Source organism: Klenkia brasiliensis, from assembly GCF_900100695.1.
In the GTDB taxonomy this organism is placed as follows: domain Bacteria; phylum Actinomycetota; class Actinomycetes; order Mycobacteriales; family Geodermatophilaceae; genus Klenkia; species Klenkia brasiliensis.
Genome location: NZ_FNCF01000002.1, coordinates 103,649 through 121,085 on the forward strand (window position 1 = coordinate 103,649; position 17,437 = coordinate 121,085).

A 17,437-nucleotide genomic window follows, 5' to 3' on the forward strand; every position below is an offset into this window, starting at 1 on the left:
CCGGCCGTCGTCCGCCCCCACGACCGGAGGTCCACCCGTGCAGTTGGAGAACTCGTTCCTCGTCCCCGTCCCCGTCGACGACGCGTGGAAGGTGCTGCTCGACATCGAGCGGATCGCACCGTGCATGCCGGGCGCCGCGCTCGACAGCGTGGAGGGCGACGACTTCACCGGCCGCGTCAAGGTGAAGCTCGGGCCGATCAACCTGACCTACGCCGGCAAGGCCTCCTTCATCGAGAAGGACGAGGACAACCACAAGGCCGTCATCGACGCCCGCGGCAAGGACCAGCGCGGCAACGGCACCGCCGCCGCCGTGGTCACCGCCCAGCTCAAGAGCGAGGGCGACTCCACCCGCGTCGACGTCCTCACCGACCTCAACATCACCGGCCGCCCGGCCCAGTTCGGCCGCGGCGTGATGACCGACGTGGGCAACAAGCTGCTCGGCCAGTTCGCCGACAAGCTCGCCGCCCAGCTCGGCGAGACCGAGGCGCCCGCGCAGGAGCCCACGGTCGCGAGCACCGTGAAGGAGAAGGCCGCCGACGCCGCGGCCACCGCCGCCGGTGCGGTGGGCGAGGTCGCCGAGTCCGTCGCCGGTGTCGAGGGCGACACCCCGATCGCCGAGGCCGCCCGCAAGGCCGCCTCCACGACCGTGGAGGCGGCCGACGCCGCTGCCGACAAGGCCGAGGAGGCGAAGAAGGAGGCCGCCACGCCGGTCGCCGCCAGCCCGGCCGCCCGGAAGCCGCAGGCCGAGCCCGAGCCCATCGACCTGCTCGACGTCGCCGGCGGTGCGGCCTTCACCCGGTTCGCCGCGCCCGCCGCGATCGGCGTCGGCGCCCTGCTGCTGGTCGCCCTGGTGGTCCGCCGCCGCCGGCGCTGATCAGCCGAGCTGATCCGGCTCCGTCCTGGCTCACCGACACCGGTGAGCCAGGACGGCCGTCGATCAGCTGGGTCGATCAACAACCTCGGCGGGCCCGGGCCGCGGTGTCACTCATGGTGCCAGTCAGCTCGTCACTTGGTCGGATGATTGTTGTGCATAAAACCCGTCCGGCGTAGGCCATGTGAAGTACGGTGTGAAGTGTGGCAGCCGACCTTGCGCATGGAGCATTCTCCGACCCAGCTCCGCATCGCGTAGTCCTTCCTAACAGCCCGCTGGTTAGGGTTCTCGCACAAGTGCGGTTTCCGCAGCTGGCAACGATGCGTCAGGAAGCTATCCCACGAACTTTAGATGCTGTTATCAACGATCTGAGTGACGGCTTCCCTCTGATGGAACGTTCGCAAGAAGTCCAGTTCTCATTTGGGCCCGCCGGGTTCTCCTCCGATCAGGCGGGGCAACTTTGGGAGCTGAAGTCGCTCGCAGGCGATTGGACGGTCAGTATCGGCGCAACCTCTGTTGCGATGCACACGGGTTCTTACGCGGACCTCAACGATTTTCGCACTAGGTTCGAGGTGGTTCTAGAATCGCTAGCTAAACACGTTCGGCCACCCCGCTACGACCGAATCGGCGTTCGATTCACCAACCGAGTCGAGAACCCGGAACTGCTCGCCAACTTGGCTTCCCTCATTCGACCTGAGATGATCGGCGGCGGTGCTGCCGTCGCCGGGCGCTCAGATGTTGTCGTTCAACACACGCTGCACGAGTCGTTATACGTACTTGGGGAGGACATCTTGCATGCGCGCTGGGGCAGCCTCCCTGCTGGAGCCGTCGTTGACCCGTCCCTGCCCGGCGCCGCTGTCGATAGTTGGTTTTTGGATCTCGACTCATTCCGGCAAGCTTCTGGAGCGTTCTCGCCCTCCGACATAAGCGAGGAAATTCGTAAGCTGGGAAAGACGGCCTATCGCTTTTTCCGGTGGGCCGTGACCGACCAGTTTTTGGCTGCGCATGGAGCTTCGAGTTGAGCCTTCTCGAAGAGGCTGGCCGCCTTCGCGCTAATCGGAAAGTTGTCGATTCTTCGCCGTTTTCGTACACTGCATTCGTCTTCTTGATGTCCAGTTGCATGATATCGGGTATCCCTGCCACTAGCGGCATGGGTGCTGCGCGATCCGTCGAGACAAGCGTTTTTCTTGGGACGGGAAATGTCTCGAATCGGCTCTACGCGCGAGGGTCTGACGGACTTAATTGCACGTCTCGGGCCATGAACGATCTGACGGCATGGTCGAGTACCTGTGGGCTCGCTCAGGACGTAGTGTTCGATCCGGGGGCAGGTCTGACTGTCCAAAATGCTTTCCCGGAGTGGGTTCCTACTGGTTATGTCAACTCGCGTTCGGGCGTAATGGTGCTTGCTTTGGATGTGTCGCCGACTGTGGCGGACAGTCGACAGCATCTCGTAACGGCGGCGCAGAAACTGGTAGAGCTAAAGTCGAACCTGGGCTTGACGTGGGATCACCTTGCGCGAACTTTCGGAGTCTCTCGGAGGGCCGTCCACCATTGGGCTTCCGGCGCCCGAATGAATGCCAGTCACGAAGCGCACCTCGATCGACTTCACGCGCGGTGGGTCCTGCAGGCGTCAGCCGGTCGCGAAGATCGACGCCAAGCGTTCCTATCTGCGTCGGCGGGAATGGATGGGCTTCCCGGTCAGCGTGTCTCGCGAGGGCGAATGATTGCGATCAACGATGCCCCGTTCACTCCGCGGGAGATGCTGGGCGCCGAACTCGAGGAGTCCGAGGACGCGTGAAGGAGCAAGGCGATGGGGGGTCGTCTGGCCTGGGTTCTGACGTAGACGGACCTCCTGACTGGCGGCAGGGTGACCGTCTCGATCTGCGCCAATTGCACATCCATGGTACCGATGGTTGCGAATCGATTGACGCACCTCTCGGCGTTGCGATTATCAGTCAAACTTGCGACTTGGTGCGGGATTCGATTCAGACTATTTCTGTTTCGCCGATAGTGGACCTCCCGACAGACGTGGCCCAACATGCGGCTCGTGGATGGCGTCCCCGGTATGTCTCGCTTGGGGTGGGCGGGACCGAGTTTGTTGATTTAGATATAATCGCTACGGTAACTAAGTCGAAGGCGGCGGCCGTCTGGCAAGCGCCCGGCTTTGACGGTTCGGACTTGCCAAGTGTCCGGGCCTTCGGGCAGCGGTTAGGCAGGCGCTTCAGTAGGTTTGCATTTCCGGACGAGGTGACGCCTGTATTCGACGTCCTTCGAAAGCGAATCATGAAACGCGAGGGCAAGGAGCGGAGCGCCGAGTGGCTCGCCCTTCGAGACATTCGTGAAATCCGGGTGGAGTCATTAAACGGTTGGAATGCTGCGCCGTATGATTTGAAAATCATCCTTGTATTAATCGAAGGCGTACTCCCACCGTACCCAGAAGAAGGTATTGATCAGACTGACCTGCACACTTGGCTAGCTGAGAACCCTGATTCGCTGACCATCGCCAGCCGCTTGTATCGTCTCGGGAGCTTCGCAAAGCTATCGAACCCCGACGATATTGAGATCAATCTTCTCTGGATGGCACTAGCGGACGCGTGGGCAGAATTGTGCACCTCGGGTGGGGCAGGTGTCGGCGGCCCCACGATCCTAGAGGGTGGGGAGGTTACCGCAGAAGTTGTCTCGGAAGACGAGTTCTCATTGGGCCGGATGAGGCGAACTGAGATGCTCGATTTAGATCACGTGTCCGGTCCGGACGACCTATAACCACCGACGCAGCCAGGTCTCGACGGCGGTGCGCACGGCGGGCGGGTCGGCCTTGAGGGCGTGGTCGCCGCGCACCGCCACCACGGTCGCCGGGTGCTCGCCGAGGGCGGCCACCACCGCGGCCGGGCCGCCGAAGGCGTCGCTGTCGCCCTGCACCACCAGTACCGGGACGGCGACCGCGGTCAGCTCGCCCGCCCGGCTCTTCTCCGGCTTGCCCGGCGGGTGCAGCGGGAAGGCCAGGCACAGCACGCCCGCCGCGCCCAGGGCCGCCGCCGTCCGGCAGGCCACCCGCGCCCCGGCGCTGCGGCCGCCAAGCACGACCGGGCCGGTGAGCAGGTCGCCGACCGCGCCGTGGATCGCCGTCCAGCCCTCGTCGAGCTTGGGCGGGGCGGCGGCGACGCGCTTGCCGGCCACCCGCCACGGCTGCTCGACGCGCAGCACCCGCCAGCCGAGCCCGACCGCCGCATCGGTGGCCGCGAGCAGGTCGGGTGCCTCGATGCCGCCGCCGGCGCCGTGCCCGAGCAGCACCGTGCCCACCACGTCCCCGGCCGGGTCGTAGACGGTGACCCGCGCGGGACCCAGCGGGGTGTCGACGTCCCGGGTGGTCACGCGGGGCGGCGCTGCAGCGGGGGCAGGGCGAACCCGTCGGCGACGTGCGCGGCGAGCTCGAGGTAGGCCCGGCGGGCCGGTGCGCCGACGCGGTCGAGGTCGATCAGCCCGCCGGTGACCAGGTGCGGGTCGTAGGGGATCTCCACCACGGCGCGGCAGCGGGCGGCGAAGTGCTCGCGCACCATGCCCATGTCCACGTCGCCGGTGTTGGGCCGCACGCTGGAGATCACCGCGACCGAGCGGGCGACCAGCTCCTCGTGGCCGTGCGCGATCAGCCAGTCCAGCGTCTTGCTGGCCCGGCTCGCGCCGTCGACCGAGGGCGCACCGACGACGACCAGGGAGTCGGCGATGGCCAGCGTCCCCGACATCGCCGAGTGCAGCAGGCCGGTGCCGGAGTCGGTGAGGATGATGTTGAAGTACCGCGCCAGGATGTCGGCGACGGTCGTGTACTCCTCCTCGCTGAACGCCTCGGACAGGGCCGGGTCCTGGTCGCTGGCCAGCACCTGCAGCCGCCCGGCCAGCGAGGTGAACGCCGACACGTCGGTGAAGGAGCGGATCCGGTCGGTGGCGGCGAGCAGGTCGCGCACGGTCACGTCGGTGACGTTGGTCAGCCGCTCGGCCAGCGTCCCGGCGTCGGGGTTGGCGTCGACGGCGACGACCCGGTCACCGCGGTGGTGGGCCAGCGTCAGCCCGAGGCAGCAGGTGGTGGTGGTCTTGCCGATGCCGCCCTTGAGCGAGACGACGGCGATGCGGTGGGACCCGCGCACCGGGGTGGTCACCCGCTGCACCATCGCCCGGTGCTCGACCTCGGCCTGCGACAGGCCGGGGTTGTAGCTGCCGCCGGTGGCCTTGTGCACGAACCGCCGCCAGCCCCGGGTCGGGGCCTCGGGCGCCTGCCGCAGCAGGGACTGCGAGGTGAGCGACGGCGGGGGAGCGGCCGGGCCGGACTGCGACGTCCAGGACGTGCTGCCCTGGCTGCCCCACCCACCCGTGGGCTGCTGCCCCCACTGCTGCTGCGGTGCCTGGCCCTGCTGGGGTGCCTGGCCCTGCTGGGGGGCCGGCTGCTGCTGGGCGGCGGGCTGGGCAGGTGCCTGCGGGGCGGGTGCCTGCTGGGCCGGGGCCTGCTGGGCCGGGCTCCGCGGGCCGGCCTGCTGCTCCCAGGACCGGTTGTCCCAGCTGTGCTGCTCCCACGTCGGCGGCTGCCCGACCGGCTGGTCGGCGGGCCGCCAGCTCGGCGCCGCCTGCTCGGTGGCGGCCGACGGGGACGGGGTCGGGGTGGCCGGCTCGGCGGCCTGCTGCGCCTGCGCCTCCTGCTGCCAGGACGGCGGCTGCTGCCACGCGGCGATGTGCTCGGCCGACTGCTGGTCCCAGGGGCGCTGGTCCTCGGGCACGGTGGGCTGCTGCGCGGTCTGCTCCCAGGACGCCGCCCCGCCGTCCAGCCGGATCTCCCGGGTGCCGCCCCCGGACTCGCCGGCCGGACCCGACCAGCTGTCCAGCGCGGCCTGCCAGCGGTCGCCGTCGGTGCGGCGGCGGGCCTCCTCCGACGGCACCCCGGAGTCGGCGGGCGCGCCGTCGGCGGTCGCGTCGGCGGGGTCGGTCGGACGGTCTGGCACGGGTGGCCCCCATCGGGAGTCTCGGGACGGAACCTGCAGGCCAGGCCACGCTAGTGCAGGGTTGCGGGCCCGGCTCGTCCGATCACCCGGCCGGGGGCAGCGCCAGCAGACCCGCCACGACCTCGACCAGGTCGGCCCCGTCCACGTGCGGCGGGTCGAGCACGGCCGCGTACCGGTGCTCCGCGCGGGCGGCCCAGCCCCCGGTCAACCCGGCCCGCTGCGCCCCGTGCACGTCCCATCCGTGCACGGCGACCAGGGCGAGGTCGGCCGGGACGACGTCGCAGACCCCGGCCGCCCACAGGTAGACCTCGCGCGCGGGCTTCCACGCGCGGATCGCCTGCGAGGACAGCGACCGCTCGACGAGGTGGTCCACCCCGCCGCGGGCGAGACCGGCCTCGGCGACGCCGGGACCGCCGTGGGTGAGGGTGACCGCCCGGACGCCGGCGCCGGCCAGCAGCTCGAGGGCGGGCCGGACGTCGGGGTGCGGGGCCAGGTCGCCGAACACGTTGGCCACCGCCGAGCGGGCCTCGTCGTCCAGGTCGGTCAGCTGGGCGAGCGCGGCGTCGAAGGCGTCGCGGAAGGAGCACCACGAGCCGGTCAGGGTCGCGGCGAACCCGGTGCCCAGGGTGCGGCCGAAGACGGTGCCGAACAGCTGCGCCGGCACGCCGCGGTCGGCCAGCGCCGCGGCGACCGGCCCGACGTCGAGCAGCGTCTCGTTGACGTCGAAGGCGACCACGGCGGGCCGGGTGCGGGTCACCGGTCGTCCTTCTCGCGCCGCTCCACGTCCAGGACGCGGTCGGCGGCGCTGCGGTCGGGCTCGACGTCGCCCTGGGTGATCTTCTCCTTCACCGCCCGGTAGACGAACCACACCACGACGCCGACGACGGCGGCGTAGATGACGTAGTCGAAGTACTGCAGGTACTCCTGCACCAGACCGCCCAGGGCCACGCCCAAGCCGATGAGCAGCGAGTTCCAGATCAGCGAGCCGCCGAGGGTGTAGAGCAGGAACTGCGGCCAGGGCATCCGCACCACCCCCGCGGGGACGGACACGAAGCTGCGCACGATCGGCACCATGCGGCCGAAGAACACCGCCGAGCGGCCGTGCCGCTCGAACCAGGCGAAGGTCTTGTCGACGTCCTCGGTCTTGACCAGCGGCAGCCGGTCCAGGAAGGCGTGCGACCGGCGGGGGCCCAGCGAGCGCCCGACCTGGTAGAGCACCGCGGCGCCGAGCACCGAGCCCAGCGTGGCGAACAGGATGACCGGGACGAGCGCCATCCGGCCCTCGTTGATCAGCACGCCCGCGGCGCTGAGCACCACCTCGCTGGGGATGGGCGGCACGACGGTCTCGATGAAGATGGTCATCCCGACGCCGACCGGGCCCAGGGTCTCGATCAGGTCGAGCAGGAACCCGGTGATGCCACCCTGGTCGGACGAGGTCGCGGCGAGGACGGACATGCGCCCACGGTATCGGCGGCTAGCGTCCTCGGGCATGGCGCACCGATTCACCGCCCGGGCCCTCGTCGTCGGCGACCGGGCCGGCACCGTCGTCCCCGACGCCGTGCTCGACGTCGAGGACGGGCTGATCAGCTGGGTCGGGCCCGCCGGCGAGGCGCCCGCGTCGGACGCCGAGGTGACCCGGCTGCCCGGCGTCCTGGTGCCCGGCATGGTCAACACGCACTCGCACGCGCCGATGGTGCTGTTCCGCGGCCAGGGCGAGGGGCTGCCGCTGGACCGCTGGCTGCGCGAGGTCATGTGGCCCCGCGAGGCCCGGCTGACCCCGGAGGACGTCGAGGTCGCGATGACCGCCGCGTCGGCCGAGATGCTGCGGCACGGGGTCACCACCAGCGTCGAGATGTACTTCCAGCCCGAGCGGCTGGCCGCGGCGGTGCGCACCACCGGCGCCCGCGCCGTGGTGGCCAACCCGCTGATCGGGCTGCCCGGGTTCGGCACCTTCGACGAGCAGCTGGCCACCGCCGTCGGGCTGGCGGCGTCCTCGGACGAGCAGGTCGAGTTCGGCATCGGCCCGCACTCGGCCTACACCGTCCCGCTGCCCGTGCTCCGCGACGCCGGGCTGGCCGCCCGCGAGCACGGCCTCCTGCTTACGATCCACGTGGCCGAGACCGCCACCGAGGGCGACGAGCTCCTCGCCGAGCACGGGGTGTCGGTGCCCCAGCTGCTGGCCGCCCACGACGTGCTCGGCGGCCGGGTGCTGGCCGACCACTGCGTGCACATGGACGACGCCGACCTCGAGCTGTGGCGCGAGCACGACGTCGCCGTCGCGCACTGCCCCGGCTCCAACACCAAGCTCGCGAGCGGGACGGCGCGCCTGCGCGACATGCTCGACCGCGGCATCCGGGTCGGGATCGGCACCGACGGCCCGGCGTCCAACGACAACCTCGACCTGTTCGAGGACCTCCGGCTGGCCGCGCAGCTGGCCCGCCTGCGCGAGCGGGACGCCCTCGCCCTCACCGCGCCCGAGGCGTTCTGGCTGGCCACCGGCGCGGCGGCCGCGGCGATCGACCGGCCCGACCTCGGTCAGCTGGAGGTGGGCCGCCGGGCCGACCTGGTGCACGTGGACACCGACGACATCGCCTTCACCCCGGTCGGGGACCTCACCGACCTGGTCACCCACCTGGTCTGGTCGGTCGGCTCGCGGCACGTCCGCGACACCTGGGTCGCCGGCCGCCAGGTCGTCCGCGACGGCGTCTCCACCACCGTGGACGAGGCGGAGCTGCGCGCCCAGGTGCAGGAGCGCGGCCTGCGCCTGGCGGCCGAGGCACGCTGACTCCCTCCCGGCTCCCTCCCGGCTGGACGTAGGGTCCCGCGGCGTGGCGGAACCAGCACTCCCCGTGGTGAGCATGTGGACCGACGGTGCGTGCAAAGGCAACCCAGGAGTCGGTGGCTGGGGCGTGCTGCTGAGGTCCGGCGTGCACGAGCGGGAGCTGTTCGGCGGCGAGCAGCAGACGACGAACAACCGCATGGAGCTCACCGCGGTCATCCAGGGCCTGGGTGCCCTGACCCGGCGCTCGTCCGTCGACCTGCGCATCGACTCCACGTACGTCATGAAGGGCATCCAGAGCTGGATGGCCGGGTGGAAGCGCAACGGCTGGCGCACCGCGGCGGGGGCGCCGGTGAAGAACGAGGACCTGTGGCGTGCCCTGGACGCCGCGGTGGCCGGGCACGAGGTGCGGTGGACCTGGGTCAAGGGGCACGCAGGCGACCTCGGCAACGAGCGGGCCGACGCGCTGGCCAACCTCGGGGTCGACCAGGTGCGGGCCGGGGGAGCGGGTCACGCGGTGAGCGGCACCGTCTGGCCGCGGACGACGGGGCGCAGCGTGCCGGGCAGCCGGCGCCGGGCCACCTCCCGGACGACGGTGCCCAGCGGGTCCTTGAACAGGCCGTAGTCGTCGTAGTGCACCGGCACGGTCACGCCCGGCCGCAGCAGCTCGACCAGGTCGGCGCCCTGCCGGCCGTCCATGGTCACCAGGAACGGGCCGAGCTTCGTGCCGCCCAGGTGCGGCACCAGCGCGTCCAGCGGGCCGCACCGTTCGAGCACCTGGGCCAGCGCGGGCCGGAACAGGGTGTCGCCGGTGACGTAGCCGCGCCAGCGCACCTCGCCGTCCCGCACCAGCTCCAGCACGCTGCCCATCACCTGCGGCAGCAGCCGGGCCAGCGGGCCCGGGCCGTGCACGCCGGGCACCGAGGTGACCCGCACGGTGACGCCGTCCCGCTCGACGCTGGTGCTCTGCCAGGGCCGCAGGTCCTCGGTGGCGGTGAACCCGCGCTCGGCCAGGCAGCGGGAGGCCTCCGGGGTGGTCACCACCCGCTGGGGCGCCGGCAGCCCTCGGGTGGCCCGGCGGTCCCAGTGGTCGCCGTGCATGTGCGAGAGCAGGACGGCGTCCAGCTCGGGTAGGTCCTCGGGCTGCAGGGCCGGGTCGGTGAGCCGGCGGCTGGACAGGCCGTAGCCGAGGTGGGCGCGCTCGCCGCGGCGCAGGAAGTTGGGGTCGGTGAGGAGGGTGACCGGGCCGAGCCGGAGCAGGGTGGTCGCCGTCCCGCCGAAGGTGAGGGTGACGTCGTCGGAGGACACCCCCGACCCCCTACCCCGCCGCGCGCCGGTCCATGAGTGCCGGCAGCTGCGCGACCAGACCGGCGCACGCGGCCTCGACCTGCCGGTAGACGGTGCTGAAGCCCCCGGGGCCGCCGCCGTAGGGGTCCGGGACGGACTGGTCCGCCTCGCCGTCGGGGTCGAAGTCGCGCAGCAGCACCACCTGCGGGTGCGGCCGGTCGCCGACCATGTCCAGCAGGTCGTCGCGGTTGGCGCGGTCCATCGCCACCAGCAGGTCGAACTCCTCGACCCGCCGCGCGGTCATCTGCTGCGCGACGTGCTGCGACGCGTCCAGGCCGTGCTCGGCCAGGACGGCGGCCGAGCCGGGGTCCACCGGGTCGCCCACGTGCCAGGGCCCGGTGCCGGCCGAGGTGACGACGACGTCCAGGCCCTCGGCCTCGACCATCCCGCGCAGCACCACCTCGGCGATCGGGGAGCGGCAGATGTTGCCCAGGCAGACCATCGAGACGCGGTAGGGACCGGTAGCCGTGCTCACGAACTGCAGTGTCCCCGCCGTCCCCGGCTGGTAGGAAGGACGGGTGGCAGAACCCCGTTCCGTGGACGCGTCGTTCCTGGCCCTCCCGCTGTCCGCGCTCACCGACGCCGCGCTCACCCGCGCCGTCGACCTGGGCTGCGAGCACGCCGACATCCGGGTCGAGCGCATCCGCACCCAGACCATCCGGCTGCGCGACGCCCGGGTCGAGGCAGCCGCCGACGGCGAGGACCTCGGCCTCGCCGTCCGCGTCGTGCACGAGGGCACGTGGGGGTTCGCCGCCGGCGTCGTCCTCACCGCGGCCGAGGCGGTCCGGCTGGCCGAGGAGGCCGTGGCCGTCGCCCGGGTCTCCGCGGCGCTGAACACCGACCGGGTGGAGCTGGCCCCCGAGCCGGCCTACCCCGACGCGGAGTGGGTGTCGGCCTACGACGTCGACCCGTTCGAGGTGCCCGAGGCCGAGAAGACCGGCCTGATGGTGGAGCTGTCCGAGCAGCTGCTGGCCGCCGACGGCGTGGAGCACGTGCAGTCCGACGTCATGCACGTCAAGGAGCAGAAGTACTACGCCGACACCGCCGGCACCCGCACCCGCCAGCAGCGGGTGCGCATCCACCCGACCTTCACCGCGCTCACCGTCGACCGGGTCACCGGCGGCTTCGAGTCGATGCGCACGCTGGCACCGCCGGCCGGCCGCGGCTGGGAGTACCTGACCGGCACCGGCTGGGACTGGCGCGGCGAGCTGGCCGAGATCCCCGAGCACCTGCGGGAGAAGACCAAGGCGCCGTCGGTCGAGCCGGGCCGCTACGACCTGGTCGTCGACCCGTCCAACCTGTTCCTCACCATCCACGAGTCGATCGGCCACGCCACCGAGCTCGACCGCGCGCTGGGCTACGAGGCCGCCTACGCCGGGACCTCGTTCGCCACACCGGACAAGCTCGGCAGCCTGCAGTACGGCTCGTCGCTGATGAACGTCACCGGCGACCGCACCGCCGAGCACGGCCTGTCGACCATCGGCTGGGACGACGAGGGCGTCGCGGGCCAGCAGTGGGACATCGTGAAGGACGGCGTGCTGGTCGGGTACCAGGTCGACCGCAACATGGCCCGCCTGCGCGGCATGGGCCGGTCCAACGGCTGCGCCTTCGCCGACTCCGCCGGGCACGTGCCGGTGCAGCGGATGGCCAACGTGTCGCTGCAGCCGGCCCCCGACGGTCCCTCGACGGAGGAGATCATCGCCGGCGTCGAGCGCGGCATCTACGTCGTCGGCGACAAGAGCTGGTCGATCGACATGCAGCGCTACAACTTCCAGTTCACCGGCCAGCGGTTCTACCGGATCGAGGGCGGCAAGCTGGCCGGCCAGGTCAAGGACGTCGCCTACCAGGCCACCACCACCGACTTCTGGGGCTCGATGAGCCGGGTCGGCGGGCCGCAGACCTACGTCCTCGGCGGCGCCTTCAACTGCGGCAAGGCCCAGCCGGGCCAGGTCGCCCCGGTCAGCCACGGCTGCCCCAGCGCCCTCTTCGAGGGCACGACCATCCTCAACACGGTGCAGGAGGGCGGCCAGTGAGCGCTCAGTCGAAGTCGCAGACCGGTCAGCAGGTCGTCGAGGCCGCACTCGCCGCGTCCACCGCCGACGGGGCCGTGGCCTACGTCGTGGACAGCTCCGAGGCCAACCTGCGGTGGGCCGGCAACAGCCTCACCACCAACGGCGCGATGCGCTCGCGCCAGGTCGTGGTCATCTCCTTCGTCGACGGCGGCGCCGGCATGGCCGCCGGCACCGTCGCCCGCACCGGGACGCCGGACGTCGCCGAGCTGGTCGCCGCCAGCGAGCAGGCCGCCCGCGACGCCGGGCCGGCCGAGGACGCGGTGCCGCTGATCGGCCCCGGCGACCCGATGGCCCCGGTGTCCACCGGCGACTGGGACGCCGACCCGGCCACCACCTCGATCGAGGTCTTCCGCGACGTCGCCCCGGCGCTGGGCCAGGCCTTCGGGGAGGCCGGCGGCCGCGACGAGCTGCTGTTCGGGTTCGCCGAGCACCGGATGTCCACCACCTGGCTGGGCACCTCCACCGGGCTGCGGCTGCGGCACGACCAGCCCACCGGCCGGGTGGAGCTCAACGGCAAGAGCCGCGACTTCGGCCGGTCGGTGTGGGCCGGCGTCGGCACCCGCGACTTCTCCGACGTCTCGGTCGAGGCGCTGGCCGCCGACGTGCAGCGCAAGCTGGCCTGGTCGCGGCGCCGGGTCGACCTGCCCGCCGGCCGGTACGAGACCCTGCTGCCGCCGTCGGCGGTCAGCGACCTGATGATCTACGCCTACTGGACGATGGAGGCCCGCGACGCCGACGAGGGCCGCAACGTCTACGCCCGGCCCGGCGGCGGCAACCGCATCGGCGACCGCATCTGCGGGCTGCCGCTGACGCTGCGCAGCGACCCGGCCGAGCCGGGGCTGGAGTGCGCGCCGTTCCAGGTGGTCGGCGGGTCCTCGGGTGCGGCGTCGGTGTTCGACAACGGCATGGCCACCCCGGCCACCGACTGGATCTCCGGCGGCGTGCTGACCAACCTGGTCCGGCCCCGGGCGTGGGCGCTGCAGCAGACCGCCCCCGCGGTCGCCGCACTGGACAACATCGTGCTCAGCGACCCCGGCGCCACCGCGACCACCGACGAGATGATCGCCTCGACGCAGCGCGGCCTGCTGCTCACCACGCTCTGGTACATCCGCGAGGTCGACCCGCAGACGCTGCTGCTCACCGGGCTCACCCGCGACGGCGTCTTCCTGGTCGAGGACGGCGAGGTGACCGGTGCGGTGAACAACTTCCGCTTCAACGAGTCGCCGGTGTCGCTGCTGGGCCGGGCCACCCAGGCCTCGGTCACCGAGCGCACGCTGCCGCGCGAGTGGAACGACTGGTTCACCCGGGCGGCCATGCCGATGCTGCGGGTGCCGGACTTCAACATGAGCTCGGTCTCCCCGGCGAGCTGAGCTGGTGGGGCCCGGCGGCGGGGTGGGTACCCTCGTCGCCGGGCCGTGACTGGCGCACAGGTGGGCCACCACCGGGGAGCGGTCCCGACGGAACCGCCGCGCGCCTGGGCACCAGCGATCCCGGAGGAGCCCCATGACCACCACCACGTCCCGCGAGAGCACCGCCTTCCAGACGGCGCTCGAGGTCATCGCCGAGGTCGAGCCCGGGGTGGCCGCGGCCATCGGCCAGGAGCTCGCCGACCAGCGCAGCAGCCTCAAGCTCATCGCCAGCGAGAACTACGCGTCGCCGGCGACGCTGCTGGCGATGGGCAACTGGTTCAGCGACAAGTACGCCGAGGGCACCCCCGGCCGGCGCTTCTACGCCGCCTGCCAGAACGTGGACACCGTGGAGCGGCTGGCCGCCGAGCACGCCCGCGAGCTGTTCGGCGCGCAGTACGCCTACCCTCAGCCGCACTCGGGCATCGACGCCAACCTGGTCGCGTTCTGGGCGATCCTGGCGCACCGCGTCGAGACCCCCGCGCTGGCCGAGGCCGGGGTGAAGAACGTCGACGCCCTCGGCGAGGCCGACTGGGCGCGGCTCCGCCGGGCGCTGGGCGACCAGCGCATGCTCGGCATGAGCCTGGACGCCGGCGGCCACCTCACCCACGGGTTCCGGCCCAACATCAGCGGCAAGATGTTCGAGCAGGCCAGCTACGGCACCGACCCGGCCACCGGCCTCATCGACTACGCCGCGCTGCGCGCCCAGGCCAAGGAGTTCCGCCCGCTGATCCTGGTGGCCGGCTACTCGGCCTACCCGCGGCGGGTCGACTTCGCGAAGATGCGGGAGATCGCCGACGAGGTCGGCGCCACGCTGATGGTCGACATGGCCCACTTCGCCGGGCTCGTGGCCGGCAAGGTCTTCACCGGTGACGAGAACCCGGTCCCGTTCGCCGACGTGGTCACCACCACCACGCACAAGTCGCTGCGCGGCCCGCGCGGCGGCATGGTGCTGGCCACCGAGGAGTACGCGCCGTCCATCGACCGCGGGTGCCCGCTGGTGCTGGGCGGCCCGCTGGGCAACGTGATGGCCGCCAAGGCGGTGGCGTTCGCCGAGGCCCGCCGGCCCGACTTCGCCGACTACGCCCAGCGGGTCGTCGACAACTCCCGGGCGCTGGCCGAGGGGCTGCTGCGCCGCGGGGTCACGCTGGTCACCGGCGGCACCGACAACCACCTGGTGCTGGCCGACGTCTCCGGCGCCGGGCTCACCGGCCGGCAGGCCGAGGCGGCGCTGCTGGAGAGCGGGCTGGTCACCAACCGCAACGCCGTCCCGGGTGACCCGAACGGGCCCTGGTACACCTCCGGCGTCCGGCTGGGCACGCCGGCGCTGACCACCCGCGGGCTGGGCACCGCCGAGCTGGCCGAGGTCGGCGACCTCATGGCCGACGTCCTGGAGGCCACCTCCGCGGTCGGCGACTCCAAGGTCAAGTTCACCATCGCGGACGGCGTGGCCGAGCGGGTCCGCGCCCGGGCCGCGGAGATCGTCGACGCCCACCCGCTGTACCCCGGCGTCGAGCTGGTCTGAGCAGGCCGACGGCCCGCCCCCCGGGGACAGGGGAGGGCGGGCCGTCGAGCTGGTGACCGGTCCGCCGTCCCGGGGCGCGGGACGGCGGCCCGGGGTCGATCAGGCCGCCGAGCGGCGACGGCCGGCCAGGGCCAGGCCCAGGCCGCCGGCCAGGGCCAGCAGGCCCAGGCCGAGCGCGTCGGAGACGTCGGCACCGGTGTAGGCCAGCGAGGCCGGGGCCGAGTACGACGCCGCGTTCGACGCGGAGTAGGACACCGCGTGCGACGCGGTCACCGCGGTGCCGTGGCCGGAGCCGGCGACGACCGGGGCGACGTGCTGCACCGGGGCGGCCGGGGCCGGGTGCTCCGGCTGCGCCGGGGTCCCCGGCTGGGCCGGGTGCTCCGGCTGGGCCGGGGTGGTCGGCTCCTCGGAGGCGCAGCCCGAGCCGGCGGTGGCGCCGTTGGCCGAACCGCCGACGGCGGAGGTGCAGCCGCCGACCGTGGTGTCGCCGACGTGGTTGGAGGCGTTGCCGCCCTCGTTCACGACGGTGGCGTCACCGCTGGTGGTGACCGGGTTGCAGTTGTTGTCGCTCTTGTAGTTGAAGCAGTGCACGATCACCGTGTTGCCGGAGTTCGCCCAGCCCTCGTTGCCGCCGGACCACGCGTACTGGCCCGGGGCGACGAGCACCCAGTGGCCCTCGGCCGAGGCCGAGCCACCCGTGGCCGAGTTGTCGACGGAGGTGCTCGAGCCGGAGCCGGAGCCGGAGCCGACGGTGAGGCTGTCGGCGGAGCCGGTGGCGCTGCCGGAGGTGGCTGAGCCGCCGGTGGCGGAGGTGCTGCCGCCGACGGTCGTGTCGCCGACGGTGTTGCTCGCGTTGCCGCCGGTGTTGGTCACCGAGGCGTCGCCGCTGGTGGTGACGGGGTTGCAGTTGTTGTTGCTCTTGTAGTTGAAGCAGTGGACGACGACGGTGTTGCCGGAGTTGGCCCAGCCCTTGTTGCCCTCGGACGAGGCGTACTGCTCGGGGGCGACGACGACGACGTGGCCCGCGGAGTCGGCCGAGCCGCCGGTGGCGGAGTTCCCGACCGAGGTGGAGGAGCCACCGCCGTAGCCGTGGCCCACGCTGGCGCTGTCGGCGGAGCCGGTGGCGTCGCCGGTGGTGGCGCTGCCGCCGGTGGCGGAGGTGCTGCCGCCGACGGTGGTGTTCCCGACGGTGTTGCCCGCGTTGCCGCCGTTGTTGGTGACCAAGGCGTTGCCGCTGGTGGTCACCGGGTTGCAGTTGTTGTCGGACTTGAAGTTGATGCAGTACACGTGGACGGTGTTGCCGCTGTTGGCGTAGCCCTCGTTCCCGCCGGCGTAGGCGCCCTGGGACGGGGCGACCGCCACGCCGTGGCCGTAGGCCTCGGCGTAGCCGCCGACGGCCCCGGAGAAGACGTCGGTGGAGGACCCACCGCCCGCCAGCCAGGCCTCGAGCATCTCGTAGAACTCGGCGAGGTCGACGCTGTCCGCCGAGCCCGAGGCGTCACCGGTGGAGGCGTTGCCCCCCGTGGCGGTGGTGTTCCCGCTGACCGTGGTGTCGCCGACGGAGTTGCTGGCGTTGCCGCCGGTGTTGGTCACCGAGGCGTTGCCGCTCGTCGTGATCGCGTTGCCGCAGGTGGTGACGTCCTTGAAGTTGATGCAGTAGACGGTCACGGTGTTGCCGCTGTTGGCCTCGCCGTGGTTGCCCGCCGCACTCGCCTCCTGCTCGGGGGCGACGACCACCACGTGGCCACCGGCGGTCGCCGAGCCACCGGCGGCACCGGTGCCCACCGTGGTCGAGGAACCACCCGAGGACCCGGACGTCGACCCGGACGACGAGGACCCGGAGGTCGAGGACCCGGACGACGAGGACCCGGACGACGAGGACCCGGACGACGAGGCGGACGCGTCGGCCTCGCCGGTGCCCGAGCCACCGCCGACGGACACGGAGTCCGAGGACCCGGTGGCGTCACCGCTGGATGCGCTGCCGGCCGTGGCGGTGGTGTTCCCGCTGACCGTGGTGTCCCCGACGCTGTTGCTGGCGTTGCCGCCGGTGTTGGTCACCGAGGCGTCGCCGCTGCTGGTGGTCGGGTTCCCGGAGTCGCTGCTGTGCGCGCCCTCGGACTCGACCGAGACGGTGTTGCCGCTGTTGGCGGCGCCGCTGTTGCCCCCGCTCTCGGCGGACTGGGTCGGTGCGACGGTGACGTCGTGGCCGACCGCGTCGGCGTCGCCGCCGACGGCCTCGGAGGAGGAGCTGCTGGACGCGGATCCGTTGACCGCGTCGGCGGTGGCCCCGGTGTCTGCCGAGGCGACCGCCTGGCCGAGGAGCCAGATGCCCCCGGCCATGGTGGCAACGGCGAGGCCGTTGCGCACGGTTCGGTTCATGGTGGGTCCTTCGTGCTGGTGTGCGTCGTTGCGCACGAGCTGGTGGTGCGGATGGGTGGTGCGGGGTGGTGCG

The 17,437-nt window shown here is 72.1% G+C and carries 15 protein-coding genes and 1 riboswitch; of the genes, 8 read left to right on the plus strand and 7 right to left on the minus strand.

Annotated features, from left to right (window positions below):
* The first annotated feature begins 37 nt into the window (after positions 1-37).
* From BLT39_RS04845 to BLT39_RS22010, 3 genes are all read left to right on the plus strand, one after another.
* Positions 38-874, plus strand: coding sequence for an SRPBCC family protein (locus BLT39_RS04845; protein ID WP_091059790.1), 837 nt, complete (start codon positions 38-40; stop codon positions 872-874).
* A gap of 200 nt (positions 875-1,074) precedes the next feature.
* Complete coding sequence (locus BLT39_RS04850) at positions 1,075-1,893, plus strand: TIGR04255 family protein (RefSeq protein WP_091059793.1); 819 nt, start codon at positions 1,075-1,077, stop codon at positions 1,891-1,893.
* A gap of 772 nt (positions 1,894-2,665) precedes the next feature.
* Positions 2,666-3,634, plus strand: a complete 969-nt coding sequence (locus tag BLT39_RS22010) for a hypothetical protein (protein WP_131801409.1) — start codon at positions 2,666-2,668, stop codon at positions 3,632-3,634.
* Here the strand turns inward: BLT39_RS22010 and BLT39_RS23245 are convergent.
* The 4 genes from BLT39_RS23245 to BLT39_RS04870 form a co-directional block, all read right to left on the minus strand.
* Positions 3,629-4,243, minus strand: a complete 615-nt coding sequence (locus tag BLT39_RS23245; protein WP_091059798.1) for an alpha/beta hydrolase family protein — start codon at positions 4,241-4,243, stop codon at positions 3,629-3,631. The genes BLT39_RS22010 and BLT39_RS23245 overlap by 6 nt on opposite strands.
* Positions 4,240-5,856, minus strand: a complete 1,617-nt coding sequence (locus BLT39_RS04860) for a MinD/ParA family ATP-binding protein (RefSeq protein ID WP_207507623.1) — start codon at positions 5,854-5,856, stop codon at positions 4,240-4,242. The genes BLT39_RS23245 and BLT39_RS04860 overlap by 4 nt, the downstream gene beginning before the upstream one ends.
* Before the next feature lie 82 nt (positions 5,857-5,938).
* The gene (locus BLT39_RS04865; protein WP_091059802.1) at positions 5,939-6,613 is read right to left on the minus strand and encodes an HAD family hydrolase; all 675 of its coding nucleotides are present in this window, start codon (positions 6,611-6,613) and stop codon (positions 5,939-5,941) included.
* Positions 6,610-7,311 (minus strand): DedA family protein, encoded by a 702-nt coding sequence (locus tag BLT39_RS04870; RefSeq protein ID WP_091059804.1) that lies wholly within the window; start codon positions 7,309-7,311, stop codon positions 6,610-6,612. The genes BLT39_RS04865 and BLT39_RS04870 overlap by 4 nt, the downstream gene beginning before the upstream one ends.
* A gap of 34 nt (positions 7,312-7,345) precedes the next feature.
* Here BLT39_RS04870 and BLT39_RS04875 point away from each other — a divergent pair, with 34 nt between their 5' ends.
* Both BLT39_RS04875 and rnhA read left to right on the plus strand, forming a co-directional pair.
* Positions 7,346-8,641, plus strand: coding sequence for an amidohydrolase family protein (locus BLT39_RS04875; protein ID WP_091059808.1), 1,296 nt, complete (start codon positions 7,346-7,348; stop codon positions 8,639-8,641).
* Positions 8,642-8,714: 73 nt separating this feature from the next.
* A complete protein-coding gene (rnhA, locus tag BLT39_RS04880) occupies positions 8,715-9,260 on the plus strand; it encodes a ribonuclease HI (RefSeq protein WP_091059812.1) in 546 nt (181 codons plus the stop codon).
* On the opposite strand, the gene BLT39_RS04885 is transcribed toward rnhA, so the two are convergent.
* Positions 9,146-9,943, minus strand: a complete 798-nt coding sequence (locus BLT39_RS04885; RefSeq protein WP_131801410.1) for an MBL fold metallo-hydrolase — start codon at positions 9,941-9,943, stop codon at positions 9,146-9,148. The two genes, rnhA and BLT39_RS04885, sit on opposite strands and share 115 nt — an antisense overlap.
* Positions 9,944-9,953: 10 nt before the next feature.
* Positions 9,954-10,457 carry a low molecular weight protein-tyrosine-phosphatase gene (locus BLT39_RS04890; protein ID WP_207507624.1) on the minus strand — a complete coding sequence of 168 codons (504 nt, stop codon included), beginning with the start codon at positions 10,455-10,457 and terminating at the stop codon, positions 9,954-9,956.
* A gap of 43 nt (positions 10,458-10,500) precedes the next feature.
* Between BLT39_RS04890 and BLT39_RS04895 the strand changes: the two genes are divergently transcribed.
* The 3 genes from BLT39_RS04895 (at position 10,501) to BLT39_RS04905 (ending at position 14,985) form a co-directional block, all read left to right on the plus strand.
* Positions 10,501-12,015: a TldD/PmbA family protein gene (locus tag BLT39_RS04895; protein WP_091059816.1), complete on the plus strand. Its 1,515-nt coding sequence runs from the start codon at positions 10,501-10,503 to the stop codon at positions 12,013-12,015.
* Positions 12,012-13,424 (plus strand): metallopeptidase TldD-related protein, encoded by a 1,413-nt coding sequence (locus tag BLT39_RS04900; RefSeq protein ID WP_091059819.1) that lies wholly within the window; start codon positions 12,012-12,014, stop codon positions 13,422-13,424. The genes BLT39_RS04895 and BLT39_RS04900 overlap by 4 nt, the downstream gene beginning before the upstream one ends.
* Positions 13,425-13,459: 35 nt before the next feature.
* Positions 13,460-13,541: riboswitch (ZMP/ZTP riboswitch) on the plus strand.
* Positions 13,542-13,557: 16 nt separating this feature from the next.
* Positions 13,558-14,985, plus strand: a complete 1,428-nt coding sequence (locus BLT39_RS04905; RefSeq protein WP_091059822.1) for a glycine hydroxymethyltransferase — start codon at positions 13,558-13,560, stop codon at positions 14,983-14,985.
* Positions 14,986-15,084: 99 nt separating this feature from the next.
* Here BLT39_RS04905 and BLT39_RS22015 read toward each other — a convergent pair whose 3' ends face one another.
* The gene (locus tag BLT39_RS22015) at positions 15,085-17,364 is read right to left on the minus strand and encodes a beta strand repeat-containing protein (protein ID WP_091059825.1); all 2,280 of its coding nucleotides are present in this window, start codon (positions 17,362-17,364) and stop codon (positions 15,085-15,087) included.
* Positions 17,365-17,437: the final 73 nt, after the last annotated feature.